This is a genomic window from uncultured Pseudoflavonifractor sp. (assembly GCA_904419835.1).
Lineage (GTDB): Bacteria > Bacillota > Clostridia > Oscillospirales > Oscillospiraceae > Pseudoflavonifractor.
Window position 1 is genome coordinate 1 of sequence record CAJFTA010000022.1, and the last position, 17,981, is coordinate 17,981.

General features: G+C 63.8%; 19 protein-coding genes and 1 other RNA gene. 10 read left to right on the forward strand and 10 right to left on the reverse strand.

The genetic code is table 11. From position 1 onward, the window contains the following. Positions 1 to 164: 164 nt before the first annotated feature. From QZY67_RS05760 to QZY67_RS05770, 3 genes are all read right to left on the reverse strand, one after another. Positions 165 to 581 carry a hypothetical protein gene (locus QZY67_RS05760; RefSeq protein WP_295369002.1) on the reverse strand — a complete coding sequence of 139 codons (417 nt, stop codon included), beginning with the start codon at positions 579 to 581 and terminating at the stop codon, positions 165 to 167. Positions 582 to 620: 39 nt separating this feature from the next. After that, on the reverse strand, positions 621 to 842 hold the full coding sequence (locus QZY67_RS05765) for a hypothetical protein (protein WP_117507574.1): 222 nt from the start codon (positions 840 to 842) through the stop codon (positions 621 to 623). A gap of 171 nt (positions 843 to 1,013) precedes the next feature. Next, positions 1,014 to 1,148, reverse strand: coding sequence for a hypothetical protein (locus QZY67_RS05770; protein ID WP_295369006.1), 135 nt, complete (start codon positions 1,146 to 1,148; stop codon positions 1,014 to 1,016). A 185-nt stretch (positions 1,149 to 1,333) separates the two neighbouring features. Between QZY67_RS05770 and QZY67_RS05775 the strand changes: the two genes are divergently transcribed. From QZY67_RS05775 to QZY67_RS05795, 5 genes are all read left to right on the forward strand, one after another. Continuing rightward, positions 1,334 to 1,516 carry a hypothetical protein gene (locus QZY67_RS05775; protein ID WP_117507576.1) on the forward strand — a complete coding sequence of 61 codons (183 nt, stop codon included), beginning with the start codon at positions 1,334 to 1,336 and terminating at the stop codon, positions 1,514 to 1,516. A gap of 147 nt (positions 1,517 to 1,663) precedes the next feature. Next, entirely contained in the window at positions 1,664 to 1,909 is a 246-nt protein-coding gene (locus QZY67_RS05780; RefSeq protein ID WP_117507578.1) for a helix-turn-helix transcriptional regulator, read from the forward strand. Between the two features lie 52 nt (positions 1,910 to 1,961). Continuing rightward, a complete protein-coding gene (locus QZY67_RS05785) occupies positions 1,962 to 2,996 on the forward strand; it encodes an IS30 family transposase (RefSeq protein WP_295369009.1) in 1,035 nt (344 codons plus the stop codon). 352 nt (positions 2,997 to 3,348) lie between these two features. Further along, positions 3,349 to 5,187, forward strand: coding sequence for a TIGR03960 family B12-binding radical SAM protein (locus QZY67_RS05790; protein ID WP_295369011.1), 1,839 nt, complete (start codon positions 3,349 to 3,351; stop codon positions 5,185 to 5,187). Then, positions 5,177 to 5,848: a TIGR03936 family radical SAM-associated protein gene (locus QZY67_RS05795; protein WP_295369013.1), complete on the forward strand. Its 672-nt coding sequence runs from the start codon at positions 5,177 to 5,179 to the stop codon at positions 5,846 to 5,848. The genes QZY67_RS05790 and QZY67_RS05795 overlap by 11 nt, the downstream gene beginning before the upstream one ends. 75 nt (positions 5,849 to 5,923) lie before the next feature. Here the strand turns inward: QZY67_RS05795 and malQ are convergent, their stop codons facing one another. Further along, positions 5,924 to 7,369: a 4-alpha-glucanotransferase gene (gene malQ / locus QZY67_RS05800; protein ID WP_295369015.1), complete on the reverse strand. Its 1,446-nt coding sequence runs from the start codon at positions 7,367 to 7,369 to the stop codon at positions 5,924 to 5,926. 198 nt (positions 7,370 to 7,567) lie between these two features. Between malQ and QZY67_RS05805 the strand changes: the two genes are divergently transcribed. Beyond that, on the forward strand, positions 7,568 to 8,398 hold the full coding sequence (locus tag QZY67_RS05805) for an HAD family hydrolase (protein ID WP_295369016.1): 831 nt from the start codon (positions 7,568 to 7,570) through the stop codon (positions 8,396 to 8,398). Positions 8,399 to 8,466: 68 nt separating this feature from the next. On the opposite strand, the gene QZY67_RS05810 is transcribed toward QZY67_RS05805, so the two are convergent. The 3 genes from QZY67_RS05810 to QZY67_RS05820 all read right to left on the reverse strand — a co-directional run bounded on the left by QZY67_RS05810 (position 8,467) and on the right by QZY67_RS05820 (position 12,080). Further along, complete coding sequence (locus QZY67_RS05810; protein WP_295369017.1) at positions 8,467 to 8,904, reverse strand: MarR family transcriptional regulator; 438 nt, start codon at positions 8,902 to 8,904, stop codon at positions 8,467 to 8,469. 145 nt (positions 8,905 to 9,049) lie between these two features. Next, positions 9,050 to 9,562, reverse strand: coding sequence for a DUF4358 domain-containing protein (locus QZY67_RS05815; protein ID WP_295369019.1), 513 nt, complete (start codon positions 9,560 to 9,562; stop codon positions 9,050 to 9,052). Between the two features lies 1 nt (position 9,563). Continuing rightward, on the reverse strand, positions 9,564 to 12,080 hold the full coding sequence (locus tag QZY67_RS05820; protein WP_295369021.1) for an ATP-dependent Clp protease ATP-binding subunit: 2,517 nt from the start codon (positions 12,078 to 12,080) through the stop codon (positions 9,564 to 9,566). A gap of 335 nt (positions 12,081 to 12,415) precedes the next feature. Here QZY67_RS05820 and QZY67_RS05825 point away from each other — a divergent pair, with 335 nt between their 5' ends. After that, positions 12,416 to 12,586: a 4Fe-4S binding protein gene (locus QZY67_RS05825; protein ID WP_040647034.1), complete on the forward strand. Its 171-nt coding sequence runs from the start codon at positions 12,416 to 12,418 to the stop codon at positions 12,584 to 12,586. A gap of 109 nt (positions 12,587 to 12,695) precedes the next feature. Beyond that, the gene (gene brnQ, locus QZY67_RS05830; protein ID WP_295369023.1) at positions 12,696 to 14,021 is read left to right on the forward strand and encodes a branched-chain amino acid transport system II carrier protein; all 1,326 of its coding nucleotides are present in this window, start codon (positions 12,696 to 12,698) and stop codon (positions 14,019 to 14,021) included. Positions 14,022 to 14,096: 75 nt separating this feature from the next. Here brnQ and QZY67_RS05835 read toward each other — a convergent pair whose 3' ends face one another. Then, positions 14,097 to 15,062, reverse strand: coding sequence for an alpha/beta hydrolase (locus QZY67_RS05835; RefSeq protein ID WP_295369025.1), 966 nt, complete (start codon positions 15,060 to 15,062; stop codon positions 14,097 to 14,099). Positions 15,063 to 15,269: 207 nt separating this feature from the next. On the opposite strand from QZY67_RS05835, the gene QZY67_RS05840 reads away from it, so the two are divergent. Beyond that, positions 15,270 to 16,559: a hypothetical protein gene (locus tag QZY67_RS05840; RefSeq protein WP_294533637.1), complete on the forward strand. Its 1,290-nt coding sequence runs from the start codon at positions 15,270 to 15,272 to the stop codon at positions 16,557 to 16,559. 32 nt (positions 16,560 to 16,591) lie between these two features. Further along, entirely contained in the window at positions 16,592 to 17,296 is a 705-nt protein-coding gene (locus tag QZY67_RS05845) for a DUF6320 domain-containing protein (protein WP_294533634.1), read from the forward strand. A 50-nt stretch (positions 17,297 to 17,346) separates the two neighbouring features. Here QZY67_RS05845 and ssrS read toward each other — a convergent pair. After that, positions 17,347 to 17,539: non-coding RNA, 6S RNA (gene ssrS, locus QZY67_RS05850), on the reverse strand. A 12-nt stretch (positions 17,540 to 17,551) separates the two neighbouring features. Then, positions 17,552 to 17,887 carry a DUF1292 domain-containing protein gene (locus tag QZY67_RS05855; protein WP_295369027.1) on the reverse strand — a complete coding sequence of 112 codons (336 nt, stop codon included), beginning with the start codon at positions 17,885 to 17,887 and terminating at the stop codon, positions 17,552 to 17,554. Between the last annotated feature and the right edge of the window lie 94 nt (positions 17,888 to 17,981).

Below are 17,981 nucleotides of genomic sequence, written 5' to 3' on the forward strand. Positions count from 1 at the left end.
CTGGTACATGGTGGCCGGCGCGGTGGCCCTGGGCCTGTTCGTGAGTTATGCGGCCATGTTCGGCTTTGACAAACTCCGGGAGGCCCTGGAGCAGATCACAAACTGGGGAAAGACCGATACAGAGTAAAGAGAACCCCCGGCGCCTACACGGTGCCGGGGGCATTTTATACGACGCGGCGGGACACGGTGGAGGCGTCCAGACGCATGGCCAGGTCAATGATCTTTTTCCTGGTAGCGCGGTTCGTTTCTGCGGCGGGGGCCAGGGTGGCCCGGACGCCGGCGGGGACGATGGAGAGCGCCCAGGCCACCAGAGCCTTTTCTGCCTTTATCAGCGCCGCCCTGGCGGCCATTTCCGCGCCCTGCAGTTCGACGGCCTCCGAGTCTGCCTGGTATTCGGCCTCCAGGGCGTCAAAGGTGGCGTCGTCCTCCACCTGCCAGAGCCGGCGGGCGGGGAGGCCGCGCCGGTCCGTGGCGCCCCGGGCCTCCAGAAAAGCCCTTTCGTGGGCGGCGGCACTTGCCTCCGCCATTTCGCTGGAACGCAGGGCCTGGGAATAGGCCCGCTGCTGTGCGTTGTATCTCATAATATCCTGCCTTTCTACCGGGGACGCCTGATCCGAAGATCAGGCGATTGCCTCCAGTTCCATATCTTCAATTTCGGCCCAGGTGAAACCCAGGCGGTGCATATCATCCCCCACATCGGAGAGGACCACGCTGGCCTCCATGGTGAGATCCGCGTAACAGAGGGCGGCGAACATCTTATAGACTTCCACGGCCCGCTCCATGGTGAAAACCCGGATATTGCCAACCATGGCCCCGTACTTCCCGTTTTGCTTAATCAACATGATCTTTACCACCCTTCAAAATTCTGCGGAACAACCGCCGGAGCGGAACGAACACCGCCACAAATATCACAAGAGAAATTAGAAATTTCATCGCTTGCCCTCCTATTGACAAAGAACTGCGTTTCGTTTATATTTGGGGTGCGGAGGTTCGGGCCTCCGCACCCCTGGCCTTTACCAGTCCAGCAATTTTAGGATTGCCGCTGTTATCAGGCCGGAGATCGTGCCCGCCAGAATGTCGGCCAGGAAGTCAACCTTTCTGGAGGGCTGCGCCGTAGGCTTTCGCCTGCGGCGTTTTTTCTTGCCCATTTGAACCACCCCCTTTCCTCTTGAACTGATTAGATTATACATCTAACAGGAGATAAAAACAAGCGGCAGAATAAACAAATCTAACGTGAGATATTTATATAAATCTAACAGTAGATAATAATGAAAAACCGTGGTATTATGAGGGTGAGGTGATAAGAATGGGCAGACCTAAAAAAGAGGGCGGAATGAGCGCCACGGACTACAAGCGGGCTTTCAACGAAAAAAACTATGATCGCCTTTCTCCGTATGTTAAGCGCGGGAAAAAAGGTCGGTACAAAGCGGCCGCCGCCGCCGCTGGGTATAGCCTAAACGAGTTCATGGAATTGGCCATGGACCGCCTGGCGGACGAAATCCTGGGGAAAGAATAAGGGCACCACACGCGCCGGTGTAGGGGCCGAACCGCCCCGCCGGAATAATCATTTTTTCCGTTTTCAGACTATTAGCGCGGGTTTTCGATGGGAACCGTGTTAAAGTTAAGAAAAAATCAGATTATTCCAACACCGGGAGGCGTGGCGGTGAAGAAATTTCTATTTCACGGGAAAAAGAATATCTGCGGGGACCGCATACGCATGGCCCGCCTGGAGAAACGGCTATCACAAACGGACCTGGCCCGCCTCCTCCAACTGCAGGGCGTCCCGGCCGAGCGGGATATAATCAGCAGAATGGAAATGGGGGATCGGCTGGTCACGGATTATGAGGTGGTGACAATAGCCGAGGTCCTGGACGTTCCAGTGTTGTGGCTTTTAGGTAAAGAGAGGTAAAGACCGGCGTGGAGAATACCACGCCGGTCTTTTTCATTCAAAGGGGGATACCATGAATTACAAGGGCTATCATCACTTGAAATGGGAGGACCGCCTAAAAATCGAGGGGGCGCTGAAAACCGGCGGGAAACCGGCGGAGATCGCCAAAATGCTGGGCGTGTGTGTTAAGACCATATACAACGAGATCAAGCGGGGCCTGTGCCTCCAGCAGAAAGAGGGATACATATTCCAGGAGGAATACTGCGCGGAGGTGGCGGAACGGAAGTACCAGGAGCATTTGAGGGCCAAGGGGCCGGAAATAAAACTGGGCCGGGATCATGCTTTTGCCAACTTCGTGGAGCGGAAGATCATAGAGGACCACTACTCCCCCGGCGCGGTGCTGGCCTACATCGAGGAGGCCGGCCTGGAGTTTGAAACCCACATCTGCGAAACCACCCTTTATTCCTACATCTACCGGGGGGACGTGTTCCTGGAACTAACAGAGGAACACCTGCTGTATAAAGGGGAGCGGCGGCGGGACTACGAGCAGCGGGAGCGGGCCAAAGAGGCCCCCGGGGACACCATCGAGGACAGGCCGCCAGAGGTCCGGGCGCGGAATACGTTTGGACACTGGGAAATGGACAGCATTATGGGGCCAGTGGGGTCAAAGGCGGCCCTGCTGGTGCTGACCGAGCGGCTGACGCGGTGGGGGCTTGTGATCCGGGTCCCGGACCATACAGCGGAAAGCGTGGTCCAGGCGCTGAACCGGGTGGAGCGGAGGATGGGAAAGCGGTTCCGGGAAGTGTTCCGCACCATCACCGTGGACAACGGCAGCGAGTTCATGGACTGCGCCGGCCTCCAGCGATCATACCGGCTGAAAGGCCCACGGACGAAAATATATTACTGCCACCCCTATTCCCCGCAAGAGCGCGGGAGCAACGAGAACATGAACCGGATCCTGCGGCGGTGGTTCCCAAAGGGGACCAACTTCGACCAGGTGACGGAGGCGGAGGTGGCCCAGGCGGCGGAGTGGATGAACAACTATCCGCGCCGGATCCTGGGGTGGAGATCCGCCGGGGCCGTGTTCGAGGAGTACGTGGCCGCCTGAAAATCTGAACAGCGGGAGCGGAACGGCCGGGGCCAGGTTTTGGCCTCCGGTGGTTTTTCACGCCCTGGAGGCGGTGAAAGAGGACGAAAAAGGCCGCTCCACCGTAGTGGAGCGGACCCAGTATATCACACGTCAAAAATTTTTCTGGATTTTCTGTAATTTATCCTTGACTTTTTCAAATTTTACGAAAAAATTTGGATGGAGGCTGAGAGGCGGGGGAGGGAACAGCCTCACGGAGGCTGTGATCCGCGAAATAAGTTTGAAAAAGCAGAAAATGGACTTGCCAAGCGCACCTGTAAAGGGTAAAATATAACGGTTAACGAAAAATGGAACGGACTGACGGGGGTTTGTCATGAATCGTAGTCTGGAGCGCATCCTGCCCAGGGTGCAGAAGCCCGCCCGATACACGGGGGGAGAATACAACGCGGTGGTCAAGGACCGGCGGAAGGTGGAGGTGCGGTATGCCCTCTGCTTCCCGGACACCTATGAAATCGGCATGTCCAATCTGGGCGTGCGCATTCTCTACGGCGTGATGAACAACCTGCCCTGGTGCTGGTGCGAGCGGGTGTTCGCCCCCTGGGGGGACATGGAGGAGGAGATGCGCGCTGAGGGCCTGCCCCTCTATGGCCTGGAGAGCGGCGACTCCATCGCGGACTTTGACCTCATCGGCTTCTCGCTGGGCTACGAGATGGCCTACACCAACGTGCTCAATATGCTGGACCTGGCCGGCCTGCCCGTGCGGGCGGAGGAACGGCGGGAGCTCTCTCCTATTATTGTGGCGGGGGGCACCTGCGCCTTTAACCCGGAGCCCCTAGCCCCCTTTGTGGACATTTTCTCTCTGGGCGAGGGAGAGGACGTGTCGGTGGAGCTGCTGGAGCTGTACCGCAAGGCCAAGAGCGAGAGCTGGGAGAAGGAGGAGTTCCTTCTGGCCGCGGCCAAAATTCCCGGGTTGTACGTGCCCTCCCTCTATGATATCTCCTACCATGCCGACGGCACCGTGGCGGCCATCACGCCCAGGGAGGGCGCGCCGGCGGTGGTGAGCAAGCGGATTGTCCAGGACTTCAACAAATCCTACTTCCCGGTCAAGACCATTGTGCCCTCCACTGAGATCACCCAGGACAAGGTGACGCTGGAGGTGTTCCGGGGCTGCATCCGGGGCTGCCGGTTCTGCCAGGCGGGGTACGCCTACCGGCCGGTCCGGTCCCGGGACCCGGAGCTGCTGGTGAAGTACGGCATTGAGGCCTGCAAGGACTCGGGCTACCAGGAGATGACATTGTCGTCCCTGTCCACCAGCGACTACCGCCACCTGCTCAGGCTGTGCGACGGGCTGCTGGAGTGGTGCGAGCCGGAGAAGGTGAGCCTGGCCCTGCCCTCCCTGCGGGCGGACAACTTCTCCATGAATCTGATGCGCCGCCTTCAGCACGGCAAGAAGTCGGGCCTGACCTTCGCGCCCGAGGCGGGCACTCAGCGCCTGCGGGACGCAATCAACAAGAACGTCACCGAGGAGGAGATTCTCCAGTCCTGCCGCACCGCCTTCTCCGGCGGCTGGTCGTCGGTGAAGCTGTACTTCATGCTGGGCCTGCCCACCGAGACCGACGAGGACGTGCTGGGCATTGCCGACCTGGCGGAGAAGGTGTACCAGGCCTGGCGTGAGACCACGCCGGAGCCCCGCCGTGGCGTGCGGATTACGGTCTCCACCTCCTTCTTTGTGCCCAAGCCCCACACCGCCTTCCAGTGGGAGGCGCAAATCTCCATGGAGGAGTACCAGCGGCGGGTGAAGCTGCTGCGGGACAACATGCGGGGCCGTTCCATCAGCTACAACTGGCACGACCCGGACACCAGCGTGCTGGAGGCGGTGTTTGCCCGCGGCGACCGCCGTGTGGCCGACGTCATCGAGGAGGCCTGGCGGAACGGGGCCAAGTTCGACTCCTGGAGCGAGTATTTTGACTTCCAGCGCTGGCAGGACGCCTTTGCCGCCTGCGGATTGTCCATGGACTTCTACGCCGCCCGTCAGCGGGACAAGGACGAGGTTCTGCCCTGGGACATGATTTCCTGCGGCGTGAGCAAGCGCTTCCTGTGGCGTGAGCGGGAGCAGTGCTACCAGAACAAGATTACCCCCGACTGCCGGAAGCAGTGCACCGGCTGCGGGGCTGACAAGCTCTATCCGGGAGGTGTGTGCGATGCGGAATAGTAACCGGCTGCGTTTTTCCAAGACCGGGCGGGCCAAGTACATCTCCCACCTGGACCTGATGCGCACCTTCCAGCGGGCATTTCTCCGTGCCGGGATTGAGATTACCCACACCGAGGGCTTCAATCCCCATGCCTTTGTGTCCATTCCACTGCCGCTGTCGGTGGGCTTTGCCAGCCAGTGCGAGGTGCTGGAGTTTGAGCTGCGGGGCGGCGCGGAGCTCTCTGAGGTGCCCGGGCGGATGAACGCAGTGCTGCCCGAGGGCATCACGGTGCAGAAGTGCTACGAGGCGGCCAAGCCCGTGAAGGCTCTGACCTACGTCAACTACATCGTCACCCTGGAGTATGAGAACGGCGCGCCCTTTGGGGCGGAGACCGCCATCCGGGAGCTGCTGAGCCGGGAGAGCCTGGTGGTGATTAAGAAGTCCAAGAAGGCCAAGAGCGGCCAGGTGGAGGTGGACCTGATTCCCCTCATCGCCAAGTTCACCGTGGAGGGACGGCGGGACACCATCGCCCTGGACCTCATCATCCGGGCCCAGAATCCGGGCTTGAATCCGGAGCTGATTGTGTCTGCCATCCGGGAACACTGTCCCGAGGCGTCCCCGGACTATGTGGCCTTCCACCGGAAGGACGTGCTGGACGCCCAGTTCCAGCCCTGGGAATAACCATAATAATAAAGAAGAGGTCTCCGCTGCGTGCGGAGACCTCTTTTTTCGTGCCTGCATTTTTGAGAAGTGATTTTACCCTCTGCGGTAGGTCCTGGTGATGTCGCCCAGTCTGCGGGCCACGTCGGGGTTGAGGGCGGCGTCACGGACACGCCAGGTCCAGTTGTGGGGTCCGGCGGTGCCGGGGGTGTTCATGCGGGCGTCGGCGCCCAGGCCCAGCAGGTCCTGCATGGGGGCAATGGCCAGGCGGCTCATGGTGCTCCACGCACCGCATACAGCGCCCCAGCCGTAGCCCTCGTCCTCCCGGAGACGGAGATAGCGCATGGCGTACTCCCGCTCACCGGGGGAGGCCTCCTGGAAGAGCCACTGGACAAAGGTGGGGGTGTCGTGGGTGCCGGTGTACACCACCGAGTCGGGCTGGCAGTTGTGGGGCAGATAGGCGCTCTCGCCGTTGGGGTCAAAGGCGTAGACCAGCACTTTCATGCCGGGCAGACCGCTGTTGGCGATGAACTCCAGCACATCTTCTTCCAGGGCGCCCAGGTCCTCGGCGATGATGTTCAGGCTGGGCACCTCGTCCTGGAAGCGCTGGAGCAGCTCCATGCCGGGACCGGGCTCCCAGTGGCCGTAGGTGGCCACCGTGTCCCCTGCGGGGATGGACCAGTAGTTGTAGAAGGCCCGGAAGTGGTCGATGCGCACCACGTCGTACAGCTCAGCGGCCCAGGCCATCCGCTCCACCCACCAGTCAAAGACCTCCTTCCGGTGGCCTTCCCAGTCGTAGAGGGGGTTGCCCCAGTGCTGGCCGGTCTCGGAGAAGGCGTCGGGGGGCACACCGGCCACAGCGGCGGGATGCCCCTTCTCGTCCAGCTGGAACAGCTCCGGTCTGGCCCAGAAGTCGGCGCCGTCCTCTGAGACGTAGATGGGCAGGTCGCCGATGATGGACACGTTTTTCTCGTTGGCGTACCGCTTGAGGGCGTGCCACTGGCGGAAAAAGACGGTCTGGAGGAAGATATGGAAGTTGACGTCGTCCTCCTCCGGCTCGGGAGCGGGGGAGGGCCACTCCGCCGGGGGCAGGTCCAGCTCCTCCCGCAGGGCGGCGAAGCGGGCGTAGTCCTCCGCCCAGTGGGCGAAGGTGAGGAAGGCCTCCATCCTGGGGGCCCATAGCGCCCTGCCCCGCTCCCAGGCCTTGCGCAGCAGAGGCAGACGGGTGCGGCGGAGGAAGTCGTAGTCCACCCGGTCAGGGCTGTCGTGGCGGGCAGAGTCCAACTCCTCACGGGTGAGGAGCCCCTCTTCGGCCAGCTCCTCCAGGTCCAGGAAGAGGGGATTGCCCGCGAAGGAGGAGGGGGACATATAGGGGGAGTCGCCGCCCCCCGGGGGGACCAGGGGGAGAATCTGCCAGTAATGCTGGTTGGCCGAGGCCAGGAAGTCGATAAAGCCGCGGGCCTCCTTCCCCATGGTGCCGATGCCGTAGGGGCCCGGCAGGGAGAAGACGGGGAGGAGGATTCCGCTGGAGCGTCCGTCCATTCGTGTTTCATCCTTTCCGGCGGCGGGGGGACCGGCAGGGCCCAGCCGCCCGGTAATCATCATATACGCGATTATTATAATCTTCGAAGCGCGAACTGGCAACCCTTGAAAATGCAGGGCTTCGGCCGGAAAATGGCTTGCGGCGGCGGTGAAAGTGGGATACAATCAGGGGGAACAGGACGCAAGGGGGAGTCGGATATGAGCATTCGGATGATTGCGGTGGATTTGGACGGCACGCTGCTCGCCTCGGACAGCGTGACGGTTCCGGAGGAGAACATCCGGGCCCTCCGGCGGGCGGCGGAGAAGGGGGCGGAGATTGTGCTGGCCAGCGGCCGCTCCCTGGTGATGATGGAGGACGCGGCGGAGCAGCTGGGCTGCGTGGACTACGCGGTGTCCGCCCTGGGGGCGGTGGTGACGGACCGCCGGACCGGGCGGCGTCTGGCGGAGCGGGAGCTCACACCGGAGCAGCGGCGCGCCGCCATGGAGGTACTGCGGCCCTATGGCCCGCTGGTTGAGGTGTACTGCGGCAGCCGGATTTATGTGGAGCGCGGGGAGCTGGAGCGCCGCCCGCCGGTGTCCGGCTTTGATTTCCTCCGCTTCCGGTATGACGACCGGGTGGACGCCCTGGAGGCGGCTCTGGGGGAGCGGACGGTGGAAAAGCTGGACGTGGACTTCATTCCGGATCTGGGGGCGCTGGAGGCCATCCGGGCCGGGCTGGCGGCCCTGGGCGGGCTGAATGTGCTGGCCTATCCCCGGCGTCTGCAAATGGAGATCAGCCGCGCCGGGGCCACGAAGAGCTGGGGAATCCAGGCGCTTTGCGCCCATCTGGGCATTGAGGCCCGGGAGGTGCTGGCCCTGGGGGACAGCGACAACGACCTGGACCTGCTGTCCTGGGCGGGCTGCTCCGTGGCCATGGCCAACGGCTCTCCGCTGGCCCGCCAGGCAGCGGACATGGTGACCGCCGCCAACGATGAGGGAGGCGTGGCCCGGGCGGTGGAGGCCCTGATGGATCGGATTGGGAACGGATGAGAAACAGAACACGGCGCCCTGTGCACGCGCTGCACAGGGCGCCGTATTTTGTCTGTGAGTGGCGGGAATCAGGGCTCCTCCACGCTGGCGCCGCCGGTCAGATTCTTGTAGAGGCGGACCAGAAACTGGTAGAACAGAGCTTTCTCCTCCTCGGAGAAGCCGGAGAGCTCTAAGGCCTCCATCTTGCCGCGCATCTCGGTGGCAGCCTCGTGGCGGGCGTAGCCGCTGGGGGTCAGGGAGATTGCGGTGGCCCGTTTGTTGCCCGCCGCGGTCTGGCGGGAGATGAGGCCGTCGGCCTCCATTTTGTCCAGCAGGCGGGAGATGGTGGCGGGCTCGATGTCGCACATGGCGGCCAGGTCCTTCTGCATGCAGCCGTCATGGCGGGCAAGAAAGCCGAGAATTTTGGGCTGGCCCACCGAGAGGCCCAGTTCGGCAATCATAGGGCGAAAGACGTTATTCTGGGCGTGGTAGGATTTCAGCAGGGCGATACTAAAGGGGACATCCATAAAACAGCATTCCTTCTGCAAATTAAGAGAGGCTCCGCAGCGGGAGCCTTACAGATGGTTCTTGTACCAACTGTTAGCAATACAATTTTAACAGATGTGAAAAAAATGTCAATCCTTTTTTCCGGATTCCCTGCCCCGGCGGTGCTCAGCCCTTTGCGCCCTGCTCGACGGCGGAGCGGATGGCGGTGAACACCTCATCCTGGCCGTCGCACATGACCAGCAGGATGGTGCCGTCCTCCAGAGTCTCCAGCCGGGCGTTGGCGGCAATGTCGTACTGGTCGGCCAGATACTGCTCAAAATCCTGCTTCTGCCGGTCCACAAAGCCCCGCAGAGCCTCCTTCACCGTCTCATCTTTCCCCTCGGCGGGATAGACGGCGGCGATGCCGTAGGCCTTCACGTTTATGGCCGAGGCGGAGATGGCGAAGGCGCTCATGTCCCCGGCGGACAGGCCCATCAGCTCCAGCAGGAGGGGGGCCATGTCGTCGGCGTCGGAGGTGACGATAGGGAAGGCGTCGTTGTCCTCCTGGCTCCGGGCGTCCTGGATGGCGGCGCGGTAGAGCTCGGTCCGCTCCTGGGCAGTGAGCTGGGACTCCGGGGCGGAGGAACAGCCGGTGAGCAGCAAAATGGGGAGAAGAATCAGAGAAAGAAACCGTTTCATATCAAAAACTCCTGTCTTGTTGTGTCTGCGTCTCCAATGGATGGTCCGGCACGGCGGGGACAGCCTGCTCCGGCGTGACGGTGAGGGCGTCTCCGTCCACGTCCACTACCGCCCGGCCGCCTCTGGTCAGGGCGCCGGAGAGAAGCAGCTCGGCGACCGGGTCCTCCACCTGGGCCCGGATGGTACGCCGGAGGGGACGGGCGCCGTAGTCGGGCTCAAAGCCCTGCCGGGAGAGCAGGTCCAGAGCCTGGTCGGTGACGCGGAGGGATACCCCCAGGCGCTCCATCCGCTCCGCCACGTTCCGGAGCATCCGCCCGGCGATAGCGCGGATTTCCTCCCGGTTCAGCTGACGGAACACGATGGTCTCGTCCACCCGGTTGAGGAACTCGGGCCGGAACACCTTTTTCAGATCCTCCAGCACGGCGGCGCGCAGCTCGTCCGGCGGGCGGGTCTCCCCGGCGGCGGCGGGGCGGAAGCCCAGGCGGCCGCCCTTTCCCGCAATCCGGGCCGCGCCCACGTTGCTGGTCATGACCACCACCGTGTTGCGGAAGTCGGTCCTGCGGCCCTGAGCGTCGGTGAGCACGCCGTCCTCCATAATCTGGAGCAGAATGCCCCAGATATCCTGGTGGGCCTTCTCAATCTCATCGAAGAGCACCAGGGAATAGGGGCGGCGGCGGACCTTCTCGGTGAGCTGGCCGCCCTCCTCGTGGCCCACGTAGCCCGGCGGCGCGCCCACCAGCCGGGACACAGTGTGCCGCTCCATATACTCGGACATGTCGAACCGGAGCAGAGCGTCGGCGCTGCCGAAGAGGGCGGAGGCCAGCGCCTTGCACAGCTCGGTCTTGCCCACGCCGGTGGGTCCCAGGAAGAGGAACACGCCGGTGGGCCTGCCCGGCTCCTTCAGACCCACCCGGCCCCGGCGCACCGCCCGGGCAACCGCTTTTACCGCGTCCTCCTGGCCCACTACCTGCCGGTGGAGCTCCTCCTCCAGGCCCATGAGCCGCCGGGACTCCTCCTGGGTCAGGGTGGTGACGGGCACCCCCGTCCACTCGGCCACCACTGCCGCCACGTCCTCGGCGGACACGGCGCCGCCCCGCTGCCCGGCCCGGAGGGCGGCCTTTTTCAGCTCCAGCTCCCGGCGAAAGTCGGCCTCCGCGTCCCGGAGCATGGCGGCCTTCTCAAAGTCCTGGCCCCGGATGGCCTCCTCCTTCTCCCGACAGGCCCGCTCCGCCCGCTCCTCCAGCTGCCGCAGGGCGGGGGGCGTGGCCAGCCGCTCCATCCGCACCCGGGAGGCGGCCTCGTCCATCAGGTCAATGGCCTTGTCGGGCAGGCGGCGATCGCCGATATACCGGGCGGACAGGGCCACCGCCGCCTCGATGGCCCCGTCGCTGATGGTCAGCTTGTGGTGGGCCTCGTACCGGTCCCGGACGCCCCGGAGGATGGCGGCGGCGGTGTCGTGGTCGGGCTCGGCCACGGTCACCGGCTGGAACCGGCGCTCCAGGGCCGCGTCCTTCTCGATATACCTGCGGTACTCGTCCACGGTGGTGGCGCCGATGACCTGAAGCTCCCCCCGGCCCAGAGCGGGCTTGATGATGTTGGCCGCGTCGATGGCCCCCTCCGCCGAACCGGCCCCCACAATGGTGTGGAGTTCGTCGATAAAGAGGATGATGTTGCCCGCCCGGCGGACCTCGGCGAGGATGTTCTTCACCCGCTCCTCAAACTCGCCCCTGTACTTGGTGCCCGCCACCATGGAGGACAGATCCAGGGAGAGCAGCCGCTTGCTCCGCAGCTCATCGGGCACCTCGCCGGCGGCGATGCGCAGGGCCAGGCCCTCGGCCACGGCGGTCTTGCCCACGCCGGGCTCGCCGATGAGGGCGGGATTGTTCTTGGTGCGCCGGGAGAGGATCTGGATGACCCGGCGGATCTCCTTGTCCCGGCCCACCACCGGGTCCAGCAGGCGGCCGGCGGCCAGCCGGGTCAGGTCTCTGGAGAACTGGTCGGCCAGCTTGGTGTCCCGGCCGCCCTCGGCAAAGTCCCGCTCCGGACGGGGACGGCCCGGACTGCGGTAGAAGGAGGCGCCGTCGCCGCCCAGGGCGCTCATCACGTCGCCGTACAGCCTGCGGGCGTCCACGCCGCTGTCGGCGATGATCCGGGCCGCCACACCGTCTCCCTCCTGGAGGATGCCCAGCAGCAGGTGCTCGGTGCCCACATAGGAGCAGCCCAGCCGGGCGGATTGAGCCAGGGCCAGCTCGATGATCTTCTTGCACCTGGGTGTGAGCCCCTGGGAGGGCCGGCCGGACGGCGCGCCCACGCCCACCATGCCGGCGATGGCGGCGCGGATGGTCTCGGGGGAGAGGCCGGCGGTGCGCAGCACCCGGGCCGCCATGCCCTGCGCCTCCCGGGCCAGGCCCAGCAGCAGGTGCTCGCTGCCCACGTAGCTGTGGCCCAGCTCGGCGGCGCAGGCCTGGGCCAGGGTCAGGGCCGTCCGGGCCCGCTGTGTAAATCTGGTTCCGTCCACGGCCTCACGCCCTTCCGCTGCCGGAGTGGGGCTGGACCGCCTTGTCTGCCTGTCTTTTTTCACTGTACGTATGCTCCTTTGCGGTTGGGGCAGCGCGGTTTTGGTGCCGGGCGCTGGCGGGCGCGCCCTCCAGGTCGGGGGCCAGACTGCCCGCTGCCTCCATGCGAAAGATAGAATTAGGGTTTTTTTCCATAATAATACACCACCTGACGTTCTGCGGCGCTCTATATTTTTTCCGCCCACAGGGAAATATACCCGCCTTCCGCACAATTTAGCATTGCAATTTGAAAAACTTGTGGTACAATGAAATCACACTTGAATTGGAGGTGTTTCCAATGGCCTATGTTATCGGTAATGACTGCGTGAGCTGCGGTTCCTGCGAGGGCGCCTGCCCCGTGTCCGCTATCTCCCAGGGTGACGAGCACTATGTCATCGACGCTGATACCTGCATCGACTGCGGTACCTGCGCTGAGACCTGCCCCGTGGGCGCCATTGCTCAGGGCTGATGTACTCTGATGAAAACAGCGGCACCGCTTGGCGGTGCCGCTGTTTTTTTCCCAAGACAGCAACAGGAGGCCGGCGCAGACGCTGCCGGCGGGAAGTGGGAGGCCGTATATGAAGGAGCTGAAGGGGAAGGAACTGCTGCTTGTGGGGTTCACCCTGTTTTCCATGTTTTTCGGGGCGGGAAACCTGATTTTCCCGCCCTTTACAGGCGCGCAGGCGGGCACAGCCACCTGGGTTGCCTTTGCGGGTCTGGCGGTGTCGGCGGTGGGCTTCCCCATCCTGGGCGTGGTGGCAGTGGCCCGCTCCGGCGGGCTGGACAAGCTGGCGGGCCGGGTGAGTCCCTGGTTTGCCGCGGCGTTCACCTTTCTGATTTACCTTTCCATTGGTCCCTGCCTGGCCATTCCAAGGACGGCCAGTACCTCCTTTGAGATGGCGGTCACCCCCTTTCTGGGGGAGGGCGCCCCTGCCGGACTGCTCCAGCTGATTTACTCCGTGCTGTTCTTTGCTGCCGCCCTGGCCCTGGCGCTGCAGCCCGAGCGGCTCACCGACCGGCTGGGCAAAATCCTCTGTCCCATCCTCATCGCCCTGATTGTGGTGCTCTTTGTGGGCTGCCTGGTCAGGCCGGTGGGGGGCTACGCAGCCCCCACCGGCAGCTATGCCGGCAACGCGGCCGTCCAGGGCTTTCTGGACGGCTACCAGACCATGGACACCATCGCCGCCCTCAACTTCGGCATCATCATCGCCCTGAATATCAGGGCCAGGGGGGTGGAGAGCGAGAAGGGTGTGGTACGCGCCACCATCCGCGCGGGGTGGATTGCCGGAGCCATGCTGCTGGCGATTTACGCCATGCTGGCCCATATCGGGGCCATGGCGGGGGGCGCCTTCCCAGGCGCGGAAAACGGCGCCGAGACTCTGACCAGCATGGTACCCGCCGTGTTCGGCCCCTGGGGCAGCGCTATCCTGGCGGCGGTGTTTGTCATCGCCTGCTTCAATACCTGCGTGGGCCTGATGAGCTGCTGCAGCGAGTATTTCTCCGGGCTGTTCCCCAAAATCTCCTACCGGTGGTGGGCGGTATTTTTCGCCGTCGTGAGCATGGCGGTGTCCAACGCGGGATTGAACATGATTCTCAAGGTGTCGGTGCCCGTACTCAACGCCATCTACCCGGTGGCTATTGTACTCATTCTCCTGTCCTTCTGCCAGCGGTGGCTGGAGGGCCTGCGGTATGTGTACCCGATAACCATCCTCTTCACCGGCGTGGCCAGCGTGCTCTCCGCCCTGCGGGGGGCGTCTCTGCTGCCCGGGGCGGCAGCGGAGCTTCTGAGCAAGGCGCCGCTGGCGTCCATGGGGCTGGGCTGGGTGGCGCCCGCGGTGCTGGGCGCCGCCATCGGCATTCTCCTGTCCCTGGCGGCGGGGAGACGCCGGGCTGAAACCCCGTAAAGAAACACAGCGCCGCCCTCCGCTGAAAATGCGGAGGGCGGCGCTGCTTGCTGTAAATAGAAGTTTCCGCCGGGCTTAAAACTGCTCCAGCAGGAACCGGCCGATGCTCTCCATGGCCAGATTGGCCCTGCGGACGGGGAACATCTGGAACACGTGCCACATGTCGTTCCACACCTCCAGGCGGCAGGGCGCCTGGGCGGCGTTCATCCGGTCCCGGAGGCGGATGGAGTCGGAGAGGAGCAGCTCGTTGCTGCCCGCCTGAATCAGGGTGGGCGGGAAGCCGGTAAAGTCCCCGAAGAGCGGGGAGAGAAGGGGGTCGGCCAGGTCGTGATCCCTGGCGTAGGCAGTACGGACGGCCTTGATATACTCCAGCGTGATGGTGGGGTCCAGGGCGGCCCGCTCGGTGTAGGACCGGCCGCTGGCGGTCATGTCGGTCCAGGGGGACATGAGGATAAGCCGGGCGGGCAGCCTGCGTCCCATGGCCTTGAGCCGGTGGCAGAGCACCAGGGCCATGTTGCCTCCGGCGGAGTCGCCGGCCACCACGACGTCCCGCGCGCCGTAGCCCTGGTACATCAGGTAGTCCCAGGCCTTCATGGCGTCGTCCGCGGCGGCGGGGAAGGGGTGCTCCGGGGCCAGGCGGTACTCAAAGGCCATCACCTCCCAGCCGGTGACGTTGGCCAGCTTGGCGGCCAGGGGGCGGGAGTAGCCCAGGTTGCCGCTGGTGTAGCCGCCGCCGTGGCAGTAGAGCACGGCCCGCCGCCGGTCGTGGCCCCGCTCGGGCCGGACCCAGGCGGCGTTCATGTCATCCAGGGTGAAGGGCTCCCACCGCATGCCCAGCATGGGCGCGGCCAGACGGCCCAGCAGCTCCTGAGCGGCCCGCTGCCGCTCCAAATCCTCCGGCGCCATGGACTCGGGCAGGGTGGCGGAGTGGATGGCCTTGAGGGCCCGCATCATGGGGGCCAGCCGCCGGTCCTCGGCGGTCTCCCTGCGGCCGGCGGGGCGGATGAGTTTCATCCTGCGCGTTTCGGGTTTGTGTTCCATTGGGACCTCCTTGGGAAGATAGGGGGAAAATGCCCGCAGACGGGGCATAAGGTGACGTTGAGGATAGACTATATCATACTATGCCCGGCGGGAAAAGAAAAGAGGGAGAATTTGCGGCGGCGGTGCGGGTTGTAGTTTTGCGCCGGCCATGTTACAATGTTAGATGCTGAAGCGGCTCAACCCGGGCCGGGAGAAGAGGGAGAGAAGATGGCCAGGCAGAAGAAGGAAAAGCCGGACTGGTATCCGCTGGACAACGCGGGCGTGCTCTACGCCTCCATCCAGAAGGAGCGGTACTCGGCCATCTACCGGTTCTCGGCGGTGATGACCCAGGAAGTGGACCCGGCTGCCCTCCAGCGGGCGGTGGACAAGGTGATGCCCCGGTTCCCTGGATTTCGGGTGCGGATCAAGCAGGGGCTGTTCTGGTACTACCTGGAGCCCAACGACGCCCCCGGCCCCTTTGTCCGGCCGGACATCGCCAACCCCTGCCAGCCGGTGCGGTTCAAGGAGGACAACGGCTGGCTGGTGCGGTTTTACTACTACCGGCGGCGCATCTCCCTGGAGGTATTCCACGCCCTGTCGGACGGCAGCGGCGCGCTGACCTTTTTCCGCACCCTGCTGGCGGTCTACCTGCGGGAGACGGGGGTGGACATCCCCGAGGGCGGCGGCGTGCTGAGCATTCACGAGCCCCCGGCCAGGGAGGAGATGGAGGACGCCTATTCCCGCTACGCGGGGAGCAGGGTGCTCCGGGGCGGCTGGCAGAAGACGGCCTATGCCAACACCAGTGAGGCGGAACCCTTTTACACCCTGAACGTGACCATGGGCTTCATGCCCGTGGATAAGCTCAAGGAGGTGGCCAAAAGCCACGGCGCGTCCATCACGGAATACCTGGCGGCGGTGCTGATGCAGGCCATCATGGACAACCAGGCGGCGGAGCGGCCCCACCGGCCCCGCCCGGTGGCCCTGGCCATCCCCATCAATCTGCGCGGCTGGTTCCCGTCCAAAACCCTGCGGAACTTCATCCTCACGGTGCGGCCCTGCATCGACCCCGCCCTGGGGGAGTACACCTTCCAGGAGATTGTGGACCGGGTGCACCACTTCATGCGGCTGAGCATCAACCGGCAGGAGATGCGGGCGGTGTTCACCGGAAACGTGCGCTTTACCACCAACCGGTTTCTCCAGCTGATTCCCGTGGTGCTGAAGAATCCGGTCATGTCCCTGTCCTACCGGCTGGTGGCGGCCCGGCCATACTCGGCCACCTACACCAACCCGGGCCAGTTCAAGGTGCCCCCTGAGATGGCGCCCCACATCCAGCGGATGGAGGTCATCCTGGGTCAGGCCACCCGGCCCTCGCCCCACTGCGCCTCCATCAGCTACGGAAATGTGATGGAGGTGACCTTCGCGGGCACAGGGGTGTCCAGCGAGACGGAGCGGCGCTTTTTTACCCACCTGGTGAAGGAAGGGATTCCCGTGCGGGTGGAGAGCAACCGAACAAACTGACGGCCGGAGAGCTGCCTGAGAGGTGAAAGGATATGTCATACTGCGTAAACTGCGGCGTGGAGCTGGACGATACCGCCCAGTCCTGTCCGCTGTGCCACACGCCGGTGCTCAACCCCAACCGGCCGGTGGATATGTGGGGGCCAAAGCCCTTCCCTACGGAGCGGAGGGAGGTGCCGCCGGCGTCCCGGTGGGAGCTGGCGGCGCTCATCAGCGCCATGCTGCTGTCGGTGTCGGTGTGCTGCGGGGTGCTGAATCTGTTCCTGCGGGCGGAGCGGGCCTGGTCGCTGTATATCATCGGCGCGTCGGTTATGCTGTGGATCTGGTTTGTGCTGCCGCTGCTGCTGCGGCGGATGCACGTGTGCCTGCGGCTGGGCTTTGACGTGCTGGCCGTGGCCCTCTATGTATTCCTTATCTCGGTGGACCTGGACGGCGGGGACTGGTACTGGCACCTGGCGCTGCCCATCATCCTGCTGGGCGGGGCAATTGTGCTGTGCCTGGGGCTGATCCTCCGGGGCGGCAGGCGGTCCATCCTCACCACCACCACCCTGATCATCGGGGCCGTCGGACTGTTCCTGCTGGGGGTGGAGCTGTTCGTGGACCAGTTCCTTACCGGCGCCTGGAGGCCCGGCTGGTCCCTGATCGTGATGACGGTATGCGCGGCGCTGGTGATTCCCCTGGTGATTGTCCGCCGGGTGCCCTCCCTGCGGGAGGAGGTCCGGCGCAGGTTCCATATGTAAAGCAAGAACCGCCTGCCGGCGTAATGCCGGCAGGCGGTCTGTCGTTTTTATCGCTCCCCGCTCTGGCCGTGTGGACCCATTTAAAACCTGCACGAAATGGCAGGTGGGTTGCCTCCATGATGTTTCTCCGCTTCCAACTTCCGACCTCGGGAGTCGGGAGGCCTGCGATCCGCACCATGAGGGGGCATCCCGTTTAAGAAATGTGGGTTTAAATAAAGCCCATCACGCACCGAGCAGGGAGGAAAAAGGAAGACCTTACCGGTCGTCCTCCTCGTCCGCAAACAGCTGCTCCATAAACTGCTGGTAGACCAGCTCCAGCTCCTCATCGCTGTCCAGGGTGGAGAGCTGCTCCTCGCCGTTCTCCTCCACCACCTTCAGGATGATGAGGCCGTACTCCTCGTCCAGGTCCACCTCTTCCACGTCCTTACCGTCCTCCACGGTGGGGAAGAAGGCCATGTAGGTCTCGCCGTTGTACTCCAGCGTGTCCAGATGCTCCAGCTCGAACTCGTTGCCGTCCTCATCTGTGATGGTGATGAAATCCGCGCCGTACTCTTCGCTCATAGTATGCACCGTGTCCTTTCCGATGTTCACACTGGTATTGTAACCTGAATGCAGAAAAAAAGCAAGAGAGGGACGAGCCAAATTTTATCTTCTGTTTACACGGGGGCGGAATTGTAAATCATTA

Coding starts and splice junctions, on each gene's coding strand:
- QZY67_RS05760 (WP_295369002.1), bottom strand. CDS start 581: ATGAGATACAACGCACAGCAGCGGGCCTATTCCCAGGCCCTGCGTTCC.
- QZY67_RS05765 (WP_117507574.1), bottom strand. CDS start 842: ATGTTGATTAAGCAAAACGGGAAGTACGGGGCCATGGTTGGCAATATC.
- QZY67_RS05770 (WP_295369006.1), bottom strand. CDS start 1,148: ATGGGCAAGAAAAAACGCCGCAGGCGAAAGCCTACGGCGCAGCCCTCC.
- QZY67_RS05775 (WP_117507576.1), top strand. CDS start 1,334: ATGAGCGCCACGGACTACAAGCGGGCTTTCAACGAAAAAAACTATGAT.
- QZY67_RS05785 (WP_295369009.1), top strand. CDS start 1,962: ATGAATTACAAGGGCTATCATCACTTGAAATGGGAGGACCGCCTAAAA.
- QZY67_RS05790 (WP_295369011.1), top strand. CDS start 3,349: ATGAATCGTAGTCTGGAGCGCATCCTGCCCAGGGTGCAGAAGCCCGCC.
- QZY67_RS05795 (WP_295369013.1), top strand. CDS start 5,177: ATGCGGAATAGTAACCGGCTGCGTTTTTCCAAGACCGGGCGGGCCAAG.
- malQ (WP_295369015.1), bottom strand. CDS start 7,369: ATGGACGGACGCTCCAGCGGAATCCTCCTCCCCGTCTTCTCCCTGCCG.
- QZY67_RS05805 (WP_295369016.1), top strand. CDS start 7,568: ATGAGCATTCGGATGATTGCGGTGGATTTGGACGGCACGCTGCTCGCC.
- QZY67_RS05810 (WP_295369017.1), bottom strand. CDS start 8,904: ATGGATGTCCCCTTTAGTATCGCCCTGCTGAAATCCTACCACGCCCAG.
- QZY67_RS05815 (WP_295369019.1), bottom strand. CDS start 9,562: ATGAAACGGTTTCTTTCTCTGATTCTTCTCCCCATTTTGCTGCTCACC.
- QZY67_RS05825 (WP_040647034.1), top strand. CDS start 12,416: ATGGCCTATGTTATCGGTAATGACTGCGTGAGCTGCGGTTCCTGCGAG.
- brnQ (WP_295369023.1), top strand. CDS start 12,696: ATGAAGGAGCTGAAGGGGAAGGAACTGCTGCTTGTGGGGTTCACCCTG.
- QZY67_RS05835 (WP_295369025.1), bottom strand. CDS start 15,062: ATGGAACACAAACCCGAAACGCGCAGGATGAAACTCATCCGCCCCGCC.
- QZY67_RS05840 (WP_294533637.1), top strand. CDS start 15,270: ATGGCCAGGCAGAAGAAGGAAAAGCCGGACTGGTATCCGCTGGACAAC.
- QZY67_RS05845 (WP_294533634.1), top strand. CDS start 16,592: ATGTCATACTGCGTAAACTGCGGCGTGGAGCTGGACGATACCGCCCAG.